This is a genomic window from Streptomyces sp. NPDC034670, from assembly GCF_055574875.1.
Genome location: NZ_JBVITR010000038.1, coordinates 5,359 through 24,523 on the forward strand (window position 1 = coordinate 5,359; position 19,165 = coordinate 24,523).

Genomic DNA, 19,165 nt, shown 5'->3' on the forward strand with positions numbered 1-19,165 from the left:
GGGGGGCGGGACGGGAGGGGGGCCGAGTCCCGAGACATCCACACCCCCCCCCCCCCCCCCCCCCCCCCCCCCCTCGCCTCCCCCCCCCCCCCCCCCCCCACGGCCGCCGGGCAGGCCGGCGGCTCGAGAAGTCATCGGCGGATGTCCTGCTGAGCGACTACCCGTAGGGCCTGATCGCTGCGGCTGCCCGTCGGTGCCGGACGGACTTGTCCCTGGTCCCCGGGAGCAGCCGATCGATCACGACATCGCGCAGGCCCTGGGCACCCGCCCACGCCGGCCCCGCGACCAGCGGATTCAGGGTGAACGACGCTCTTCGGTGTTCCCCGCTCCGGTCGGCCCGGGCTTGGTCCCGGCTGGCGGCAGAACCCACGGACGAACCGTCTGGGTCAGTCGTGATGGCGGTGAGGGCCGGGTTCAGCGAGGGTGGTGGAGGGGGTGCTCGACACCTTGTCGGCCCGTGCCGCTTACTCCCTCAAGGAGCACGATCATGTCCGGACGTCACACGCTCATCCGCAGCCTGCACGACGTGGGTCTGGCCGCTTGGTTCGGCGGCTCCCTGATGGGCGCCGTCGGTCTCAACGGGGCGGCCCGGCACGAGGGCTCCACGGTCGCCGCCCGGGCCCGCATGGCTTCGGTCGGCTGGGCGAAGTGGGTACCGGTCAACGCCGCCGCCATCGGCGCGCACCTGTTCGGCGGTGGCGGCCTGCTCGTCGTGAATGCCCACCGGGTCAAGACCCAGCACGGTGTGGGCGCCTCCACGGCGGCCAAGACCGTCGTCACGGCGGCCGCCCTGGCTGCCACCGCCTACGCCCGTGTCCTCGGCAAGAAGGTCGAACTGGCCTCCTCCTCCGACCCCGAGGACAACGAGAAGGCGGGTCGGCACCCCATCGACCTGAACAAGGCGCAGCGCCAGCTCGCCTGTGCGCAGTGGGCAGTGCCGGCCCTCACCGGAGGCCTCGTCGTCCTCAACGCCCTCCACGGCGAGCAGCAGCGCCCGATGGAACAGTTCCGCGGCATGTGGGAGCACGCCCGCTCCATGACCCCGCTGGTCCCGTGAACGGTCCCACCCGAAAGGACCGCTGTTCAAGACGGACCTCGCCCGGAGCAGGAACGACGCGAGGGTGACCGCCGCCTCGACGGACCCGTTCCAGCAGAGGACGTGCGCGGGTGCCGTCGTGGCGCCGGCCCGGTGTCACGAGGATCGCGAGGGTGCGGTCCTCGCCCCGCGGCCCTCCTGCTCACACCGGACCAGTGGGACGGCACCCCCGGCTGACCGAGGCCCTGACCGGACCGGGGTTCCCCGACCGCTGGGACCGCTGGGCGGACGGACCCGGGCCCGGCCACGTCAGCGGCGCCAGGACCCACCGCTTCCGCCGCTGCCTGCGACGACGCCGCATCGCGCACACGATCCCGGAGCCGAAGGACCGGCGGGCCGACCACCGGCGCAGAGGCGGCACCGGAGGCGGGCCCGCCGGCCTCGGCGCTCCTCACGCGGCTCGCCACAGGGCGGGGGCCGAGGGCGGTTCCCAGCCGGGCTGGGCCGTGTGGGCCTGGAGGCACACATACGCGCGACCTCCGTACGTCACCCGGTCCCCGGCGCGGTAGGCGGTGCCCGCGGCCCATGTACCGCCCGGGGGAGGGGTGGTGGGGGGCGGGCCGGGGTTCTGCTGGACGTCGAGCACGAAGTCGAAGGCCGCCTCGCGGCCGCCGTCGCCGTCGCGCACGTTCATCAGCAGGCGCGCATCGAAGATCATGTCGGTGTTGTTGCGCGGTTCGTCGGGGAAGTACAGCTGCGTCGTCAGGACGGGGCGGCCGGGGGCCTGTACCTTGACGTGGATGTGGCGGGTACGGCCCGGGTAGAGGCCCGGGACGATCGTGGTCAGGGTGAACGCGCCGCGGGAGTCGGTGTACTGGTGTCCGCGCAGTCGGAAGCCGGTGTTGTCGTAGTTGCCCTTGTCGTCCGCCTGCCAGAAGTCCAGCAGGGCGCGGGGCAGGGGGAGGCAGGCGCGGCCGAAGACGTAGCCGCTCACGGTGAGCCGGGTGCCGGGCGTGCCGGGTTCCAGCAGTGTGGCCCGTTCGGGCGAGTCGGGTTTGAAGTAGGGGCCTTCCATCTGCTCGGGCGTGGGGTCGTCGCCGTCGTCGCAGGACGGGGTGAGGGGCACGGGTGCGCCGGCGGAGGCGAAGGTGCGTGCCGGAGCCGGACCGCCGATGAGAGCGGCCGGTATCGCGGCACCGGCCGCGAGGGCTGCCCGCAGGACGGTTTTGCGGGGCACGAGGCGGGGCGACTCGTCCGACGGAGACGGCGTCTCGCTGTCCATACCTGCTCCTTGGGTGGGGGCCGTCAGATCGGCATCGAGCCTAGGAGGGCGTCTCCACCGCTGCGATGGACTGATGGATGCGCCTGTGGTGTTTTCGGAAGCTCCCCGGGCTGGTGCCGGTCTCCCGGCGGAAGAACCGGCAGAAGTAGGCGGGGTCGGTGAAACCGGTGCGTGCGGCGACCTGTCGTACCGGCAGGTCGGTGTGTGCGAGCAGCAGCTGGGCCTGGTACACGCGGGCCTCGGTCAACAGCCGGTGCGGGCTGCGGCCGGTGGCCGCGCGCACGGCCTGGGTGAGGTGTCCGGGTGACACCCCGAGCCGTTCGGCGCACTCCCGCACCGACCAGGTGACCGCCTCCCGCCGGGCCGTGAGCCGGGTGAACGCCTCGGCCAGCCTCGACGGACGCGTACCGGGCCGGCCCGGGCCGGTTGCCGTGTCCGGGACGGTGGCCTGTGCCGGACCGGTGCCGCGGTGGTGCTCCAGGAGCCGCGTGGCGTGCACGACGAGGGCGTGCAGCAGAGCTCGTGACACGGTCTCGTGCCCGGTGGCCCGCTGCCGGTGCTCCGCGGCCAGGTCGGTCATCAGCCGGCCGATCCGCGCGTCGTCCTCGGGATCCAGGACGAACCAGCAGGTCCTCCCGAGCTGCCGCAGCAGTTCGCGGTCGCCGGGATGGTCCACCAGGAAGTCCTCGGTGAACAACACCAGCGTGCCGTCCACTCCGTGGTCGTCCTGCCAGTGGTGGATCTGCCCGGGCAGTATCACGGCCAGGTGCGGTGGCCGCACCGGCCAGCGGACGAAGTCGACGTGGTGAGTGCCCGAGCCGGCGGTGAGGTGAACGATCTCGTAGAACGTGTGGCGGTGCGGATCCTTCGCCCGGGACAGCGGGCCCATCTCCTCGAAGGAGCCCGCAGCGAACGGCGCCGCGCCCGGTTCGGGCAACTCCAGCCGGTGCAAGGGGGGTTCTCCAGCCGCCGGGGGAACACAGGGCGTGCCTCGAAGGACAGTGGTGTTACGCATCGTTCCTCCTCGGGACTGGTGCAGACCAACGACTTCCGGTGGGTCACGATCCCACAGCGGTGCGGCTGCGAGCACCGGTTCGATCCGGGTGACGGGTACAGGGTCCACGCATCGGTCCGTACCGATCCCTTGCCGCCCTCTCGGTCACGTCGCGAGCCCTCCGGGGAACCGGAGTTGCGGCATCTGGGAGTCATCCGGGCGGTGGCGGAGGCAGGCAGCCTCACCCGGGCCGCCGTCATCCTCGAACGCGCGCGGCCCGCGTCCCGGTGTGTCGCCGTCCGTCCCCCCACGTCCGGGGGTCCGTGCCCGTCCGTCGCGCCGCTGGGACCGCTCGTCCGGCCGCCCCCGGCCGGCCGTCGGACACGACGGTCGCACCCGAGCACTGGTTTGGTCTAGACCAAGCAGGGTACGCTTCCGTCGCCGCCCGTGGCCGCCCTCGTGGCCATGGAGTCGCTGTTTGACATGATCATGCTCGTTCTGCCTTCGGGTGGACGGGCACGGCCCCCCCACAGGAGTTGTCATGAAGAGCAAGAAGATGCTGGCCGCCGCCATCGGCGCGGGAATCGCCCCGCTCCTGGTGGTCAGCCTGCCGGCCGGCAGCGCGAGCGCGCACGGCTACATTTCCTCGCCCCCCAGCCGACAGGCCCAGTGCGCCGCCGGCCTGGTCCCCTGCGGCCCCATCAAGTACGAGCCGCAGAGCGTCGAGGGCCCCAAGGGCCTGATGAGCTGCAGCGGAGGGAACGCCGCCTTCGCCGAGCTCGACAACGACAGCAAGGGCTGGAGGGTCACCCCGGTCAGCCGGACGACCAGCTTCAACTGGCGGCTGACGGCCCGCCACGCCACCAGCACCTGGCAGTACTACGCGGGCGGCCGGAAGATCGCGGAGTTCAACGACGGTGGCGCCCGGCCGGGCGAGACCGTCACCCACCAGGTGAACTTCGGCAGCCTGAGCGGCAAGCAGAAGGTGCTGGCCGTGTGGAACATCGCCGACACCGCCAACGCCTTCTACGCCTGCGTGGACGTGAACGTGAGCTGACGCGGCGCCGCACCAGCCGGCCCCGCCGGGGCCGGCTGGTGTCCCGGTGTCCGCCCCGGGCACCGGGCGTCTGCTCCTCTCCCGGCCGCTCGGCGGCCGGAAGCCTTCGGGCGACCGCGTGCGAGCACGTACGGAAAGGGTGGGTACGGCGGTGGACGGAGTCGGCGAGCGAAGCCCGTGCCCCCCTCGGGGGCTCGTCCCGGAGGGGACCGGGGACGGCGGACGCGCCACCCGGGCAGCCCGGTCCCTGGCCGGGCGGGTCCAGCGGAGCGGCCCGGGGCTCCTCAGGATCTGCGTGGGCGCGGTGTTCCTCTGGTTCGGCGTCCTCAAGTTCTTCCCCGCGGCGAGCCCCGCCGAGGGGGTCGCCGTCCGGGCCGCGACGAAGCTCACCCTCGGCCTGGTGCCGCCGGACGCGGTGCTGTGGGTGCTGGCGGCGGCCGAGACGGCCATCGGCCTCGGTCTTGTCACGGGAGTGCTGCTCCGCGTGGCCCTGGTGGGGTTCTTCGCCCACATGACCGGCGTCTTCTCCGCGCTCCTGCTGCTTTCCGGGGAGATGTGGCAGGGGGACGCGCCGGTTCCCACCCTGGAAGGCCAGTACATCATCAAGAACGTCGTCCTGGTCGCGGCCTGTCTCGTGGTGGCGGCCGACGAATGGGGCGGGACGACGCCGCCGTGAGGACGCCCGGGACAACGGAGCGCACCGGACGCGGCCTGAGGGGCCGTCCCGAACACCCCGCGAACCGGCTCCCGTTCGAGAGAAGCGGCCACGAGGACGCTGCCGTCACGTCCACCCGCCAGGCCCCGGCAGCCACCCCCGCCATCAGGTCGACCCACCGGTCGCCCCGTCGAGACGAGGTCCCATGAACCGACACGGAACCACCGCCCGCGCGCTCGCCGTGACCCTGCTCGTCACCGGCCTCGCCGTCGTCCCGGCAGCCGCCGCCCCCGCCGTCACCGGGGCGAAGGCCCGCGTCGGCGCCGACTGGGCGACCCAGTCGATCGTCTTCACCGCCGCCGCGGGACAGGCCAACGACCTCCACGTGATCCCCATGGGCCTCGGTGCCGAGGTCCGCCGGATCGGCTTCCGCGACGCGGTCCCGCTCGAGCCCGGCGACCACTGTGCACACCTCGAACCCGGCGACGACACCTTCGTCGTCTGCGAACTCCCCCTCGGCAAGCCCCGGCCGGACAGGATCGATGTCTTCCTCGGCGACCGCGACGACACGGTCGTCACCAGCGACCCCGCGGTCGCCACCGTCCGCGGCGGCCCCGGCGACGACACACTGCACGCCCACACCGCACACACCGTGCGGGGCGACGCGGGGGACGACATGGTCATGGGGCGCGCGGTCCTGGACGGCGGTGACGGCATGGACCACCTGATGGGCGACGACGGCGGCCAGCGGCTGTGGGGCGGCCGGGGCGACGACATGATCGAGGCGTACGACGGTGCGGACATCCTCCATGCGGGCCCGGGCGACGACCGCGCCATGGGCGGGGACGGCCGCGACATCGTCCTCGGCGGCCCCGGCGACGACACACTGTACGGGGAGGGCGGCGACGACCTGGTCGACGGCGGCCCCGGGAAGGACACCGTCGAAGGCGGCCCGGGCCGCGACGTCGTCCTCCGGTAGGTCCCCCCCCCGAAGCCCGGAGGCCCTGCGACAAGCCGTACAGCAGGCACGAAGAACACGATCTGCGGCCGTGGAGCAATGAACCAGCCGTTTTCGGCTCTCCCCCGAGGGAGCAGGAGGCGAGGGGCGGGGAGGGGGCAGACGGGTAGACATGGACGACACACGATTCCGGCAGGACGAACAGAACCCACAGGAAACCCGCGCCCAGGGGACCATGCGGATCTGGCAGTGGGCCAGGTGGGCGGCACTTCTCCTCGCGATCGGCTGGGCGGCCAGCTGGGTCGGCAGTCTCGTCCGGGGTGAACAGGGACGGGATCTGTGGTGGCCGCTGGTGAGTACCGTCATCTGGACAGGGGTGACCGTGAACGGCTTTGTGACCTATCGCCGCACGAGGTCGACGACGCTGCCCGCCATCACGGGCCGGCCGTCTGCCTGACCACCCCGGCACCGTCCTCGGGCGGCCCGCTTCCTGTCCTCGCGCACCCTTCGGCACCCGGACCGAAGCCCCCGCGCAGACGGGGACCCGCACGGACGGACGGCCCCCGAGAAGGGAGCCGTGGCGCAGTCGCTGCACCTTCCGGTCGGGCCCGGTCGAGACGGCCGAGGCGGACGCACGGACGCGGTGCGCTGCCCACGGCCCCGGACCGCGCTCGGCTGGAGTCGGCACGGTTGCGCCGCGCGCTGGCGGGCCCGCCACCGCCGAAGGCGGCCGACGGGCGGACCGTGCTCGCCCGGACGTGCCGCACCGGCTGAGATCCGATGCTCCCGCCAGCGATGACCGGCTCTTCCGCCATGCCCGCGGACGCGGTGACCGCAACTCGGACCGACCGGCGCCCGGCCGGCCCTGCTCCTCCGTCGCGGCCGTGGAGTCCGGCCGCACCTGTCCGGGGCGCTCTCCCGGGCGCGGTTCGCCCGGGCCCGGTGACTGGTCGCCCGCACTCGGGACCACGACCAGGTGCTCCCTCCCGTCGTCTCCCGGGGACCGGGCTCTCGTCCCCTGGGAACCGGGCGACCCGGAGGGCTACCGGAGGACGCCGGGTCGCCGCCCTTGGCCGGAACCGTGCCGACGGCCACCGATGCTGGTCCGTACCAACCTCTTGCCCCCGCCCTCGTCACGCCGCAAGATCCCCCCATGGAGCTGGAGTTGCGGCATCTGAAGACGATCAGGGCGATCGCGGACGCGGGCAGCCTCACCAGGGCTGCGACCGATCTGGGCCTGGCGCAGCCCGCGCTGAGCGCACAGCTCAAGCGGATCGAACGGGCCCTGGGCGGCACGCTGTTCGAGCGGGGGCGGCATGGGGTGAGGATCACGGCGCTCGGTGAACTCGTCCTGGAACGCACCCGTGTCGTGCTGCCCGTGGTGACCGAACTGCAGCAGGAAGCGGCACGGTTCGCCCGCACCCCGCGTGCGACCGCCTGCTTCCGGCTGGGCGGTACCCACGGTCCACTGCTGGGCGCGTTGGTGGACCGGCTGGCCGATGCGGTACCCGATGCCCGGGTCATCACCTGCACCTCCTGGTCCGAGCGGGAACTGGCCGGGTTGCTGGCGGAGGGGCGGCTGGACTTCGCGCTCGCCGGTACCTGCGGTTCTGCCTCCCCGCCCGGTGCCGGGGACCTGGTGTGGCGGGAGGTCGCGGTCGACCCGGTGCTCGTGATGCTCGCGGCCGGCCACCCGCTCGCCCGCCGCGCGGAGCTGGACCTGGCGGAGCTGGCCGACGAGGACTGGGTCTGCGTACCGGGCGACGGCTGCTTCGGCGACTGCTTCACCGCTGCCTGCGCCCGCTCCGGGTTCACGCCCCGGCGGATGTACGAGACGGACACCGCGGCCTTGGTGCACCTCGTCCAGGTGGGCCGGGCGGCCGGGATGTGCCGGGCCACCTTCCCCGCCACCCCGGGAGTGATCACCCGGCCGCTCGTGGGCACTCCTCTGACCTGGCGACACCTGCTGGGCTGGCACGCGGTGGCCCAGCAGGACAGCACCGCCGCGACCGTGCTGGCCCAGGCCCGGATGGCCCACGCCGAGGTGGCGGTGGGCAACGACAGCCACACCACCTGGTCGTCGACCCACCGGGACCCGGCGCCCCCGGCCCTTCCATAACACCGGGCAGAGGGTCGACCGACGTCTTATGAGGACCTGTCGGCCCTCCCTACGGTTTCGGCACCTTCCCGTCCGGAACCGAGGAGACGCCCCATGTCCTCCCTGCTCCAACGACACACCCGAGCCCGGGCCAGAACCCGAGCCGTCGCCGTGGGCGCCGCGCTGGCGGCGACGGCCACGCTGCTCGTGGCCGGGCTCAGCGGCTCCGCGAGCGCGGGCACGACCCCCGGCGACGTACCCGACGGCGCCCCGTCGGCCGCCGACACCCTCCGCACCGCCGCCGCCCCGCCCGCCCTGCTGAAGTCCATGGAACGCGACCTCGGCCTCGACCGGAAGCAGGTGGAGCGGCGGCTGGCGAACGAGGCCGAGGCCGGAGCCACCGCGGGCCGTCTGCGCGCCGCGCTCGGCCCCGGCTTCGCGGGCGCCTGGGTGGCCGGCGCCGAGTCCGGCACCCTGAGGGTGGCGACGACGGACGCCCGGGACGTACCGGTCATCGAGGCACAGGGGGCCGAGGCCACCGTCGTACGCCACTCCCTCACCGAGCTGGACGCCGCCCAAGCCCGCCTGGACCGGGCGGCTACCGGCCGCGACACCACCGACGCGCCCGTCTGGTACGTCGACATCCGCACCAACCAGGTCGTCGTGCAGGCCGCACGGCCGGCCGCGGCCCGCGCCCTCCTGTCGGCGGCCGGGATCGGCACGTCCCTCGCCCGCGTCGAGAAGTCGGCCGAGCGGCCCCGCCCGTTCTACGACCTGCGCGGCGGCGAGGCGTACTACATCAACAACAGCGGCCGCTGCTCGATCGGCTTCCCCGTCACCAAGGGCACCCAGGCCGGCTACGCCACCGCCGGGCACTGCGGCCGGACCGGCAACAGCACCAGCGGCCACAACCGGATCGCCCAGGGCACCTTCCAGGGCTCGACCTTCCCGGGCCGCGACATGGCCTGGGTCGCCACCAACTCCAACTGGACGGCCACACCGTACGTGAAGGGCGCGGGCGGCCAGAACGTCCAGGTCACCGGCTCCACCCAGGCCCCGGTCGGCTCCTCCGTCTGCCGCTCCGGCTCCACCACGGGCTGGCACTGCGGGGTCATCCAGCAGCTGAACACCAGCGTGACCTATCCCGAGGGCACCATCAGCGGCGTCACCCGCACCTCGGTCTGCGCCGAGCCCGGCGACTCCGGCGGCTCGTACCTCTCCGGCAGCCAGGCGCAGGGCGTCACCTCGGGCGGCTCGGGCAACTGCAGCAGTGGTGGCACCACGTACTTCCAGCCGATCAACCCGCTCCTCCAGAACTACGGCCTCACCTTGAGGACGACCGGCGGCGACGAGGAACCGCCCGGGGAGGAACCGGGCGGCACCTGGGCGATCGGCAACGTCTACCAGGCGGGCGACACGGTCACTCACGGCGGCGCCACCTACCGCTGCCTCCAGGGCCACCAGGCCCAGACGGGCTGGGAGCCCCCGAACGCCCCGGCGTTGTGGCAGCGCGTGTGAACCACGACTGACCTGCCCGACGGGGGAGGGGGGACGCACCGGCCCCGGGCGCGCCCTGACGGCGGCCCGGGGCCGGGCGGCCGGGCCGTGATCGTTCTCGGCGCCAGCGGCTGCATCCGTGCTCCCGCCGACGCCGATCACGTCGGATGCGCACGGGCGGCACCTCTCCCGGCGGCGGGGCCAGGACCGCACGGAAGCGGTCTCGCCCGGGGTGCCGGCCTCGGAAGCGCGGCAGCGGCCTGGTCGGCGAACAGCCGCGGGTCTCACTCCATCGAGCGATTGAGCTGCGAAGGGTCCCCTCCTCCCGTCCCAGCACGGCCATCCCCGCCCTCCGCGCGGGCACCGCCCTCGTCCGGACCGTCGGCCGGTTCGGAGGCGGGCTGCGCCGGCAACGACGTCATGGCGCTGCCTCTCCAGTCGCTTCGGCTGGTGAGCGGAGGTGCCGGCTTTCCGGGCAGGGGTGTGCCGAGCCGCGCCCTTGGACGAGTCGGAGCGGGAAGGACGAAAGTGCCCACCACCTTCACGTGCCCCACGCCATAGGAAGGAAGTTCCCTCTCTCACCCCCGCGGTGGCTGCCGCCGCTGTGACGACGGCCGCCCGCCGCCGGGTTCCGGGACGAGGGCCCCGGTGCGACGGTGGCGTACCACGGCCGTCAGCAGGACGGGAAGAAGCAGGGCCTGCAGGCATACTGCGAGCCAGAACCCCCGTGCCGAGCCCATGGCCTCCGCGCCCGCGTACACCTGACCGCCGACCGCTCCGCTGCCGAACGCCCCGAGGCCGGCCGCCAGCCGCTGTCGGCCGAAGACCGAGGCCGGTGCCGAGGGCGAACGGGCCAGCGCCTCCAGGTCGTTCTTCAGGAAGAGCACGACCTCGCCCACACACATGAGCGTCGCTCCCGCGCCGATGCCCGCGTAACCGCCGTACGCGATGCCGGCCGTCCCCGCCGCCATGCTCCCGAAGCCCACCTTCAGGGCGTCCCGGTAGGCGAGTGCGGCGATCCACCGCGACAGCAGCGGCTGGGCGATGACCAGGAGGCAGGCATACCCCGTCAGCACCGCCCCGTAGTAGGCCGCCGAGGTGCGCGGGACGGTGTAGACCGCCAAGTAGTGCTGGAAGGACATGAAGACGTACACACTCAGCACGGTCACGGCGAAGGGCGGCAGGCCCCCGTCGTGACGGGGGAGCCGGTCGGCGCCGCCGGTGGCCCCCCGCGTCCCGCCGGCCGCCGGGCGCACCGCGGCCGGCGGCAGCAGAGCGTGGCCGACGCCGACGAGCGCGAACAGCGCGGTGACGCAGGAGAAGAGCACGGTGGGCGAGCCCAGGACGAAGGGTGCCGCGACCGGCGGGCCGAGGGCGATACCCGCGTTGAAGGCCGCCCCGCTCGCCGACAGCAGGCGGGGCCGGTCCGCCTCGTCGGCTCCCTCCACCAAGTACGCCTTGTTCGCCGGGAGGTACAGGGCCGCCCCGCAAGAGACCAGGAACAGGGCACCGACCGCGAGCACGGGGCTGGTCATCCCGGGCACGAACGCCGCGAACCCGGCCGTCCGCACGGCCAGCGCCGTCAGCATGGTGGCTCGCAAGCCGATGCGCGCGGCCAGCGCGCCGACGACCACGCCGCCGGAGAACTGCACCAGCGAGGCGACGGCCAGCACGACGCCGACCGTGCCGAGCCCCAGCCCGAGCCGCTGGTGCAGCAGCACCGACATGTACGGCAGGACGGCGAAGCTGCCCAGAGTGATCAGGAACGAGGCGGCCAGCAGGAAAGCCCGCGGACCCGTGGCCCGCCCCCCACCGGGCCGGGGCTCAGGGCCCATCGTCGGCGACGACGGGGCACACGCGGGTGGCCGCGCTCCACGCCCGGTGCTGCGCCAGCTCCGCCGTCGCGGCTTCGGCCAGCACGATGCCGGTGCAGCCGCGCTGGTCCCCCACCTGCGGCAGCACGTCTCCCGGCGCTCTGGTCGGGTACCAGCGCACGTCTCCGGGGAAGGCGGCCAGCTCGTCGAGCCCGTGCCAGCCCTTGAGGACACCCGGCCGGTCCGCGTAGACGAGGACGAAGGCGTGTGCGGGGCCGGTGTGGTCGAGCGGGGCGTCCATGAGGCGTGGTCTGCGGCCCAGTGCCTCCTCCATCATGGCGGTGTACACGTTGGTCCCGAGCGAGCGGCACATGACCTCTCCCACCAGGGCTCCGCCGATCCTGCGGTTGATCTCGACGAGCTCCGGTCCCCCGGTGGTGAGGATGAACTCCACGTGGGCGAAACCGCTGTGATGCCCCGCCGCGTGCAGGACGTCTCCGACCCACTGCTCGACGGCGGCCGACTCGGCCGCCGGCAGCGCGATGGGGAAGGCGGCGGCCTCCTCCCGTACCGCGGGCTGCCTGGACGTCTGCCGACTGAGGACGCCGAGCAGCCGGGTGGCGCCGTCCCAGCTGAGAGTCTCGGCGCTGTAGAGCGGCCCGGCCAGGAACGTCTCCGCGAACAGTTCCCCCATGAGCTGCCGCCGGGCGGCTTCGTCGAGCGCGCGGCGCAGTGCTTCCTCGTCGTGGGCGATCCAGACGTTGCGCGAGGAGGTGCCCGAGGAGTCCTTGAGCACGGCCGGCAGACCAACCGCACGACGCACCTCGGCGGCGCTGTCCGGCCCCGGGACGACGCGCACGGCACCGCTCCGGCTCAGTCCCCGGCGGTGCAGGAGCTCTCGTACCCGGTACTTGTCGCGGAGCAGCCGTACCGCGGCCGGGTCCGGGCCGGGGAGCCCCAGTTCGGCCGCGAGGTCGGCGGCCGGCACGCTCCAGGTGTCGGTGGTGTTGAGCAGGCCGGCCAAGTCGGGCACGGCGGCCAGCGCGCCGCGGGTCGCCGTCCCGTCGAAGGTGTCGACGTCGATGACGGTGAGCGCGTCGTCGGGCAGGGTGTCGAGTTCGTGCCGGTAGACCGACCGGTCCGCGGTCAGCAGGCACAGGCCGTGTCCTGCCTCCGCCGCCGCTGCGGCCATGCGGCCCAGGCCGAAGGACAGGGACTCCAGTGCCGCGATGGTCATGGCGTCACCTCCACGGGCGAGACGGGTTCCACGCTGTTCGTGTCGGAGCGCCGGCCGGGCCGTACCGTCGCGGGATCAGGACGCCGCTCCCACTCCATCACCGACCAGGGCGGACACAGCTCGTCGAGCGTGTGGATGACCCGGGGCCGGAGGGTGCGCATGTCCTGTGCCTCGGTGTGCCGGGCGAAGACCCGTTCGGCGTAGCGGTGGCCGGTGTCCGCGCCCAGGACGAGGTGGAGGCGCCCGGGATCGCGCTGCGCCTCCCAGGAGGAGACCAGGTGCGCGGCTCCGGTGGACAGCCCCGCGAAGGTCGCGTGTTCCCGCAGGAGGCCGATCGCGCCGGCCATGGCGTGCCGGAAGTCCACCCAGTGCACGGTGTCGTACAGCTCGTGCCGGACGTTCCCGAAGGGGATGGAGCTCCCGATGCCCGCGATGATCGCCTCGGGATCGTCGAAGCGCTCACTGCCGAAGGTGACGCTGCCGAACGGCTGAATCCCCACCAGGCGCACCACCCGCCCCGTCTCCCGCAGCGCCCGCACCAGCCCGCCGGTGGACGCCCCCGTACCGACCGCGCCGACGACGGTCAGGGGCGCGTCGGGCAGTGTTCCGGTGACGAGGTCGGCGAACTCCTGGTACCCGGCGTAGTGGATGGAGTCGTGGTACTGCCGCATCCAGTGGAAGTCGGGGCGGCCGGCCAGCAGTTCGCGGACACGGCGCACGCGGCGCTCCTGGTCGAGCTTGAGGTTCCGGGACGGGGGCATCTGGTCGACCGTCGCGCCCAGGACCTCCAGCTGCGCGCGCATGACCGAGTCGACGGTCGTGGACGCCACGATGTGGCACCGCAAGCCGTAGCGGTGGCAGGCCATGGCGAGTGCCAGGGCGTAGATGCCGCTGGAACTGTCGATGAGGGTCTGTCCTTGGACGACGCGCCCGCGGTGCAGCAGCGTGCGGACGGCGCCCAGCGCCGCGTAGACCTTCATCGTCTCGAAACGGGCGAGCACGACGTTGCTGCCGAGCCGGATCAGGTCCGGCGTCTTCAACGCGTCGGTGATGTGTTCATGAACGGGTGCGACGGTGGTGGCGGGCGGGGGCGAAGCGGTGGCTCCCGTCCGCGTTCCCCCTGGAACGGTCCGCGCGCCGCGTCCGGGCGGACCGGCCGCTGCTGCGATGCCGGGCGTGGGATCGTGGTTCTCGTGGTGCGGTGACATGGTGTACCGGTCCTCCAGTGCCGCGGGGTGCTGAGCAGGTGGCCACGAGCGGGCGGCAGAGGCAGGTGCGGGCGCCGGGGCCGCCGTCCCTGCCGGGACGGGGCGGACCACGCGGAGCGGGGCCCGGCCGGGGAACGGCGCGGGGGGACCCGGTGACCCGTGTCACTTCCTGCGCCCCCGGACGATCAGCCGCCGGGAGTGGTTGTCGTACGCGCAACCGTCGAAACCGCCGAAGCACTCCACGTCCGCGAAGCCGGCGGCCACGAACAGGTCGTGCAGTTCGGCGGCGCTGTAGAGGCAGGACGTCAGGGACGCCGTACGCGCCGACGTGCCGCGCACCAGCGTCCAGTCGGTCCGCAGCCTGCGCCAGCTGTCGAAGACGACGTCCCGCTGGACCACGTACGAGCCGTCCGCCAGGTCGACGGCCTGGGGCCGTCCGATCCAGCCGGCCAGGACCTCCTTGCCCATCACGTCCACGAGGAGCTGCCCCCCGGGGGCGAGGCTCTCCCGTGCGTTGCGCAGGACCCGGAGGTTGTCGTCCGGGTCGTCGAAGTACCCGAAGGACGTGAACACGTTCAGGACGACATCGAACGCCCCGGGAGCCGTGTAGGTGAGCATGTCCCCTCGTACCAGCCGCACATCGGCGCCGGCCTCCTCGCACGCGTTCCTCGCCCGCTCCAGCATCGGCTCACTCAGGTCGACGCCCGTGACGTCGAACCCCCGGCGGGCCAGCGGCACCACGAACAGTCCCGGACCACAGCACAGGTCGAGCACCCTGGACCCGGGCGGGAAGTCGAGGAGAGGCGACGTGGCCACCAGCTCGGCCACGGACTCCGCACGCGCCGGGGAGAACATGACGGGCGCGAAGTCGGACCACAGAGAGTCGTCCTCGTACCATTCCAAGACGCTCGGCCTCCCTCCTGGACCCCACGGGCCCTGTCGGCAGCTCCTGTCACTCTCGCCATTTCAGTAGTCGGCCGCTTCCGGCAGGTGGTTCCCGGCAGTTCACGACAGTGGCGAGAGCTTCGACATCGCACGCGGTAGGCCTCAACACCCCTTCATCTCCAGCCTGTTGCCGTGGGATGGTGCACACGAGCCGGTGTGAGCGGCACGCCCGGTCGCCATCCGTACTGATCCGGCAGGAGTACCCGTGGCGCGAGACGCGCGGATGCGAGGATGAGCCCGCCATGACTGTGGGGTGGGGCTGTCGCGCGGCACGGGCTGCGGTGTTCGCAGCCGTCTGTGCGCTGCTCGCCGCCCTGGGACATCGCATGGTGTCGGGCTCCGCGGTGCCCTGGTGGGCCGTGGCCGCGGCACTCGTGGGGACCGGTGGCACGGCATGGTGCCTGACCGGGCGGGAGCGCGGACTTCCCCTGGTCGCCTCCGTGGCGATGACCGCCCAGATCGGCTTGCACGTGTGGTACTCGCTGGCCCAGACGGTGACGCGACCCCACCGGCCGGACCCCGCCGCACCCACCGCTCACCACCACGTCATGGCGGACAGCACGCCGCTGGAACACATGGCCCACCTGGGTCACATGAGCCAGGGCACGGCGGGCATGTCGTCGACCGGCATGGGCGCGGCCCACCTGCTGGCCGCCCTGCTGTGCAGCCTGTGGCTCGCGTACGGAGAACGCGCCGCCTTCCGCATCCTGCGGACACTCGCCGGATGGCTCGTCGCACCGCTGCGGCTGCCCCTCCTGCTGCCCGCCCCACCGTACCGTCCGCGCATCCGCCCCCACCGGAACCGGTCCGCCCGTACGCCGCGGCGGCTCCTCCTCGTCCACACGATCATCTCTCGGGGCCCGCCGGGACCGCTGTCGTCCGACAGCCGGTTTCCCGACACCGTCCCGGCACCCTGAGCCCGGACGGCCCGGGCACCGGCCGTACGCCTCCTTGCGGTCGTACGCCGATCACCTCCGTGCGGCCGCACGCCGTCACCGGACCCGCCGCCGTTCGACGCCGGGGCCGGATTCCCGAGAAGGACACCAGATGACCACTCCTGCCCTGCCCACCCCGTCCGACGAGTCGACGTCCTGGGCACTCGCCGCCCGCAGCGGTGACGCCGAAGCGGTCGAACACTTCGTGCGAGCCCTGCACCGCGACGTCCGCCGCTACGTGACCAGCCTCGGTGCCGATCCCCAGACCGCGGACGACTTGACCCAGGACACGTTCCTGCGGGCCCTCACCAGCCTGCACCGCTTCGAAGGCCGCTCCTCGGCGCGCACCTGGCTGCTGACCATCGCCCGGCGCGCAGTGGTCGACAGCTTCCGGAACGCCGCGGTCCGGCCCCGTCTGTCGGACACCGACGACTGGCAGGCCGCCGCCGAACGGACCCAGCCGCACGGCCTGCCCGGATTCGACGACGGCGTCGTCCTCGCCGATCTGCTGGCCAACCTGCCCGACGAACGCCGCGAGGCCTTCGTCCTCACCCAGTTACTCGGGCTGCCCTACGCGGAAGCGGCACTCGTCAGCAACTGCCCGGTGGGGACGGTGCGCTCCCGAGTGGCACGCGCCCGCACCTGCCTGATCGAGTGGCTGAACGACGCCGAGCACCCCACGCCGATGCGCTCCGCGGCCTGACGAGCCGCACGGCGGGGGCCGCCGCCCCTGCGGCATGTCCGCGCTGTCCCGGCGACACCGGCAGGGGACCGCCCACGACGGCTTCCACGCGTACGACGGCGAGTTCCCCGTCGGGCCACCGGCATGAAGCAGCTGTGCGCAGGGGCACCGTTGTGATCGTGGACGGCACCTCGGTGCCCACCCGCGACCGCCCAGACGGGGGAGGCGGGGGACGCATCGGCTGCGGCGGACGAAGAGGCGGTCCTGCCGTCGGTGCGCCCTCGCCCACCGACGGCACCGCGGCGCCCATGCGAGTACCGGCGTCGCCCCCTGAGGGAGCTCCGGCCACGCCACCGGCGGCGTGGCCGGAGCCCCCCGGAGCGTCAGGCGCCGGTCAGGCTCACGGTCCCGTAGATCGGGTAGTGATCCGACTTTCCGACGTCACGGGTCACGGTGCAGGAAGTGAACCGCGCAGTGTCCGGGCCGAAGATGTAATCGATTTTGATCTCGCGGCCGTCGAGCGGCTTCGTGGCTTCGCCGTTCCGTGGGCTGCCCGCGATGCTGCCCTCGTCGCACTCGCGGTGTGCCGCGTAGGCGTCGACGAGAATCGTGCGGGGACCGTCGGACGTCGTGAAGTCCGGAGGGACGGAGTTGAAGTCGCCACCGAAGACCACCCGGTAGCCCTTCGCCTCATAGCCCCTGACGACGGCTCCCATCTCCCGGGCCTGCTCGGTGCGGAAGACTCCCTCCGGATCGCCGAAGGCCGCGCCGCCCGCGCTGAAGTGTGCGTTGCACACCATGACGGCCCGTGAAGGCAGAGCGGCACACAGGGCCGATCGCTGTTCGTGCTCGTCGGCTGCCGGAGAGGGGAGGTCGTGACGCTTGTACCAGACGTTCTCGTCAGGCACGGCGACGGCGACGCCGAAAGATCCCCGGTCGGCACTGTCCGGCGCAGGACCCATGGCGCACTGCTTCTGAACGCGGGGTCCCCCCGACGTCGCATGGTGAAGGGGGGCGAACCGAACGTCCCAGCCGTTGCCTGTCTCGTCTTCCAGCATCTCCTCGACGCGCTTGGCGTGCTTCTCGCAGAACTCCTGGAAGAAGACGACGTCCGGGTTCTTGAGCCGACTCCTGATCTGCTCGTTGAGCTCGACGTGACCGGCGCGTTCGTCGCTCCACCCGCACTCGGCGTTGTTGTTGGCGCAGACGTTCCACGACATCACGTTGATCGTCGAGTCGGTCGGCGTCCCGGGAGCCGGCAGCGCGCCGCCGCCGGCGCCGGCTACCGGCTCGAGAACGAACTTCTCCCAGGAACCGAGCGACGTGGACCGTGCCCGCAACAGACCCCCGCCCCCGTCACCGATCTCGGCGGAGACGTACCTCTGCTCCTTCTCGGCAGGCGTGGCCGCCGCGTCGTCCTGGGCCTTCTCGCTCCCTTTCAACGCCAGCACGAGTGAGCCGGCAGGTGATCCGGGCGGTGGTGAATCAGCCAAGTACTGCGGGACGAACTGCTGCCATTGCCCGAGCCGGACGCCCCTGGCCCTGAGCATCCCCTTCCGGTCCCCGCCGTCATGGAACTCCGCCGTGACGAAGAAACCGGTGACTTCGGACCGCAGGCCGATCGTCTTCGCCCTGTGGTTGGTGTGCAGCGTCAGCCGCTCCCAGGAGCCGACCGATGAGGCACGGGCCTGTAACCGCCACTGCAGCCGGGTGTCGGTCTCGTTGAGCGCGACGGAGACGTACTTCCCGTTCGCCAGGGACTTCAGGGCCCATTTCTGACCAGCCGACTTGGCGACCGCCCCGGCATCCTGTGACACCTCTGCCGCGCTTGCCGGTGGCGCGGACAGCACCTGCAAGCTGGCCACCGCGACGCAGAACAGCACGAACAGCCGAAAGACTCGGCGCATCCATCCCTCCCCTGTGGACCACGTGGTCTTGAACTTCAGCACCCTAACGAGTTCGTGCACGGCAGGCGGTGAGGCGTCGAGGGCTTCGGCGCGACTCGGTGCTCACGTCCGCTGTGCCGGGGCGAGGTCCGCGGTCCGCTGGTGGGGCAGCAGGCCGGCGACGGCCTGGACGATGTCACTCACGCGCTCGCGACGGCCCGGGCGGCGGGCCGAGGCCCGTCGGTTCTGCCGCCGGAGATGAACTCGTCCCGGTCCTTGCTCCCGGTCCTTGCGCCCGGCCGCCGGGCGCCGGACGCGGTGGCTCCTGGGCCTGCGGTGAAGCGCGACGAGTTGCGTGCGCGGAAGCGGTCCCGGTGATGACCGGAAACCGACAGGGAACAAGGAAGCAGGCCCACGCCGTGCGGTTCGCATCGATGATCCACTGCAAGGCAGAGAGCCGGGGACACCCGGTTCCTCCGCGGACGAAGCAGGCGCAGGCTCTGCCGCAGTCGGACCGCGGCACGGTGCTCCAGGAGATGAACCAGTTGTTCGCCGAGCTCAGCGGGTCCGGTGAACTCGTGGGCGGGGAAGCCCTGCCCGACCCGGCGACCACGCGGACCGTGAGCGTGCGCGACGGCACCACGCACGTGACCGACGGGCCGACAGCGGAGGCACAGGAGCAGCCGGCCGGGTGGTTCATCCTGGAGTGCGCCGACCGGGCACGAGCCGACAGATCGCCGCCCGTCCGCCGGACGCCCCGTCCGGCTTCGTCGAAGTACGGCCGCTGTTCGGTGACTCCGGCGAGAACACGCGACACGGCCGAGGGGGGGGGGGGGGGGGGGGGGGGGGGGGGGGGGGGGGGGGGGGGGAGGGGGGGCGCC

At 72.8% G+C, this 19,165-nt stretch carries 16 protein-coding genes and 1 pseudogene; 10 read left to right on the plus strand and 7 right to left on the minus strand.

Annotation, left to right across the window (positions count from 1 at the left end):
- Positions 1–487: 487 nt before the first annotated feature.
- Positions 488–1,057, plus strand: coding sequence for a hypothetical protein (locus ACZ56B_RS22965; protein ID WP_468793649.1), 570 nt, complete (start codon positions 488–490; stop codon positions 1,055–1,057).
- A 141-nt stretch (positions 1,058–1,198) separates the two neighbouring features.
- Positions 1,199–1,500: pseudogene (locus ACZ56B_RS22970) on the plus strand (IS5/IS1182 family transposase); the annotation flags it as partial.
- Here the strand turns inward: ACZ56B_RS22970 and ACZ56B_RS22975 are convergent.
- Both ACZ56B_RS22975 and ACZ56B_RS22980 read right to left on the minus strand, forming a co-directional pair.
- Complete coding sequence (locus ACZ56B_RS22975; protein ID WP_468793652.1) at positions 1,488–2,318, minus strand: dioxygenase family protein; 831 nt, start codon at positions 2,316–2,318, stop codon at positions 1,488–1,490. The pseudogene ACZ56B_RS22970 and the gene ACZ56B_RS22975 sit on opposite strands and share 13 nt — an antisense overlap.
- Positions 2,319–2,358: 40 nt before the next feature.
- A complete protein-coding gene (locus ACZ56B_RS22980; protein ID WP_468793655.1) occupies positions 2,359–3,333 on the minus strand; it encodes an AraC family transcriptional regulator in 975 nt (324 codons plus the stop codon).
- 520 nt (positions 3,334–3,853) lie between these two features.
- Between ACZ56B_RS22980 and ACZ56B_RS22985 the strand changes: the two genes are divergently transcribed.
- The 6 genes from ACZ56B_RS22985 (at position 3,854) to ACZ56B_RS23010 (ending at position 9,598) form a co-directional block, all read left to right on the plus strand.
- A complete protein-coding gene (locus ACZ56B_RS22985; RefSeq protein WP_468793658.1) occupies positions 3,854–4,369 on the plus strand; it encodes a lytic polysaccharide monooxygenase auxiliary activity family 9 protein in 516 nt (171 codons plus the stop codon).
- A gap of 295 nt (positions 4,370–4,664) precedes the next feature.
- Entirely contained in the window at positions 4,665–5,045 is a 381-nt protein-coding gene (locus ACZ56B_RS22990) for a hypothetical protein (RefSeq protein ID WP_468793661.1), read from the plus strand.
- Positions 5,046–5,229: 184 nt separating this feature from the next.
- Positions 5,230–6,003: a calcium-binding protein gene (locus ACZ56B_RS22995; protein ID WP_468793664.1), complete on the plus strand. Its 774-nt coding sequence runs from the start codon at positions 5,230–5,232 to the stop codon at positions 6,001–6,003.
- A 151-nt stretch (positions 6,004–6,154) separates the two neighbouring features.
- A complete protein-coding gene (locus ACZ56B_RS23000; protein WP_468793667.1) occupies positions 6,155–6,439 on the plus strand; it encodes a hypothetical protein in 285 nt (94 codons plus the stop codon).
- Positions 6,440–7,135: 696 nt separating this feature from the next.
- Positions 7,136–8,101, plus strand: coding sequence for a LysR family transcriptional regulator (locus ACZ56B_RS23005; protein ID WP_468793670.1), 966 nt, complete (start codon positions 7,136–7,138; stop codon positions 8,099–8,101).
- Positions 8,102–8,194: 93 nt separating this feature from the next.
- A complete protein-coding gene (locus ACZ56B_RS23010) occupies positions 8,195–9,598 on the plus strand; it encodes an alpha-lytic protease prodomain-containing protein (RefSeq protein WP_468793673.1) in 1,404 nt (467 codons plus the stop codon).
- A gap of 557 nt (positions 9,599–10,155) precedes the next feature.
- Here the strand turns inward: ACZ56B_RS23010 and ACZ56B_RS23015 are convergent.
- The 4 genes from ACZ56B_RS23015 to ACZ56B_RS23030 all read right to left on the minus strand — a co-directional run bounded on the left by ACZ56B_RS23015 (position 10,156) and on the right by ACZ56B_RS23030 (position 14,739).
- On the minus strand, positions 10,156–11,412 hold the full coding sequence (locus tag ACZ56B_RS23015) for an MFS transporter (protein ID WP_468793677.1): 1,257 nt from the start codon (positions 11,410–11,412) through the stop codon (positions 10,156–10,158).
- Positions 11,402–12,628, minus strand: coding sequence for an ATP-grasp domain-containing protein (locus ACZ56B_RS23020; RefSeq protein ID WP_468793680.1), 1,227 nt, complete (start codon positions 12,626–12,628; stop codon positions 11,402–11,404). The genes ACZ56B_RS23015 and ACZ56B_RS23020 overlap by 11 nt, the downstream gene beginning before the upstream one ends.
- Complete coding sequence (locus ACZ56B_RS23025; RefSeq protein WP_468793795.1) at positions 12,625–13,680, minus strand: pyridoxal-phosphate dependent enzyme; 1,056 nt, start codon at positions 13,678–13,680, stop codon at positions 12,625–12,627. The genes ACZ56B_RS23020 and ACZ56B_RS23025 overlap by 4 nt, the downstream gene beginning before the upstream one ends.
- 318 nt (positions 13,681–13,998) lie before the next feature.
- The gene (locus ACZ56B_RS23030; RefSeq protein WP_468793683.1) at positions 13,999–14,739 is read right to left on the minus strand and encodes a class I SAM-dependent methyltransferase; all 741 of its coding nucleotides are present in this window, start codon (positions 14,737–14,739) and stop codon (positions 13,999–14,001) included.
- A gap of 284 nt (positions 14,740–15,023) precedes the next feature.
- Between ACZ56B_RS23030 and ACZ56B_RS23035 the strand changes: the two genes are divergently transcribed.
- Together ACZ56B_RS23035 and ACZ56B_RS23040 are read left to right on the plus strand one after the other, a co-directional pair.
- Complete coding sequence (locus ACZ56B_RS23035) at positions 15,024–15,698, plus strand: hypothetical protein (RefSeq protein WP_468793686.1); 675 nt, start codon at positions 15,024–15,026, stop codon at positions 15,696–15,698.
- Positions 15,699–15,828: 130 nt separating this feature from the next.
- Positions 15,829–16,419, plus strand: coding sequence for a sigma-70 family RNA polymerase sigma factor (locus tag ACZ56B_RS23040; RefSeq protein ID WP_468793689.1), 591 nt, complete (start codon positions 15,829–15,831; stop codon positions 16,417–16,419).
- 362 nt (positions 16,420–16,781) lie between these two features.
- Here ACZ56B_RS23040 and ACZ56B_RS23045 read toward each other — a convergent pair whose 3' ends face one another.
- Positions 16,782–18,365 carry an endonuclease/exonuclease/phosphatase family protein gene (locus ACZ56B_RS23045; protein WP_468793692.1) on the minus strand — a complete coding sequence of 528 codons (1,584 nt, stop codon included), beginning with the start codon at positions 18,363–18,365 and terminating at the stop codon, positions 16,782–16,784.
- Positions 18,366–19,165: the final 800 nt, after the last annotated feature.

Excerpts from the sequence above, each read along its gene's own strand:
- ACZ56B_RS22965 (WP_468793649.1), top strand. The coding sequence starts at position 488 with ATGTCCGGACGTCACACGCTCATCCGCAGCCTGCACGACGTGGGTCTG.
- ACZ56B_RS22975 (WP_468793652.1), bottom strand. The coding sequence starts at position 2,318 with ATGGACAGCGAGACGCCGTCTCCGTCGGACGAGTCGCCCCGCCTCGTG.
- ACZ56B_RS22980 (WP_468793655.1), bottom strand. The coding sequence starts at position 3,333 with ATGCGTAACACCACTGTCCTTCGAGGCACGCCCTGTGTTCCCCCGGCG.
- ACZ56B_RS22985 (WP_468793658.1), top strand. The coding sequence starts at position 3,854 with ATGAAGAGCAAGAAGATGCTGGCCGCCGCCATCGGCGCGGGAATCGCC.
- ACZ56B_RS22995 (WP_468793664.1), top strand. The coding sequence starts at position 5,230 with ATGAACCGACACGGAACCACCGCCCGCGCGCTCGCCGTGACCCTGCTC.
- ACZ56B_RS23000 (WP_468793667.1), top strand. The coding sequence starts at position 6,155 with ATGGACGACACACGATTCCGGCAGGACGAACAGAACCCACAGGAAACC.
- ACZ56B_RS23005 (WP_468793670.1), top strand. The coding sequence starts at position 7,136 with ATGGAGCTGGAGTTGCGGCATCTGAAGACGATCAGGGCGATCGCGGAC.
- ACZ56B_RS23010 (WP_468793673.1), top strand. The coding sequence starts at position 8,195 with ATGTCCTCCCTGCTCCAACGACACACCCGAGCCCGGGCCAGAACCCGA.
- ACZ56B_RS23015 (WP_468793677.1), bottom strand. The coding sequence starts at position 11,412 with ATGGGCCCTGAGCCCCGGCCCGGTGGGGGGCGGGCCACGGGTCCGCGG.
- ACZ56B_RS23020 (WP_468793680.1), bottom strand. The coding sequence starts at position 12,628 with ATGACCATCGCGGCACTGGAGTCCCTGTCCTTCGGCCTGGGCCGCATG.
- ACZ56B_RS23035 (WP_468793686.1), top strand. The coding sequence starts at position 15,024 with ATGACTGTGGGGTGGGGCTGTCGCGCGGCACGGGCTGCGGTGTTCGCA.
- ACZ56B_RS23040 (WP_468793689.1), top strand. The coding sequence starts at position 15,829 with ATGACCACTCCTGCCCTGCCCACCCCGTCCGACGAGTCGACGTCCTGG.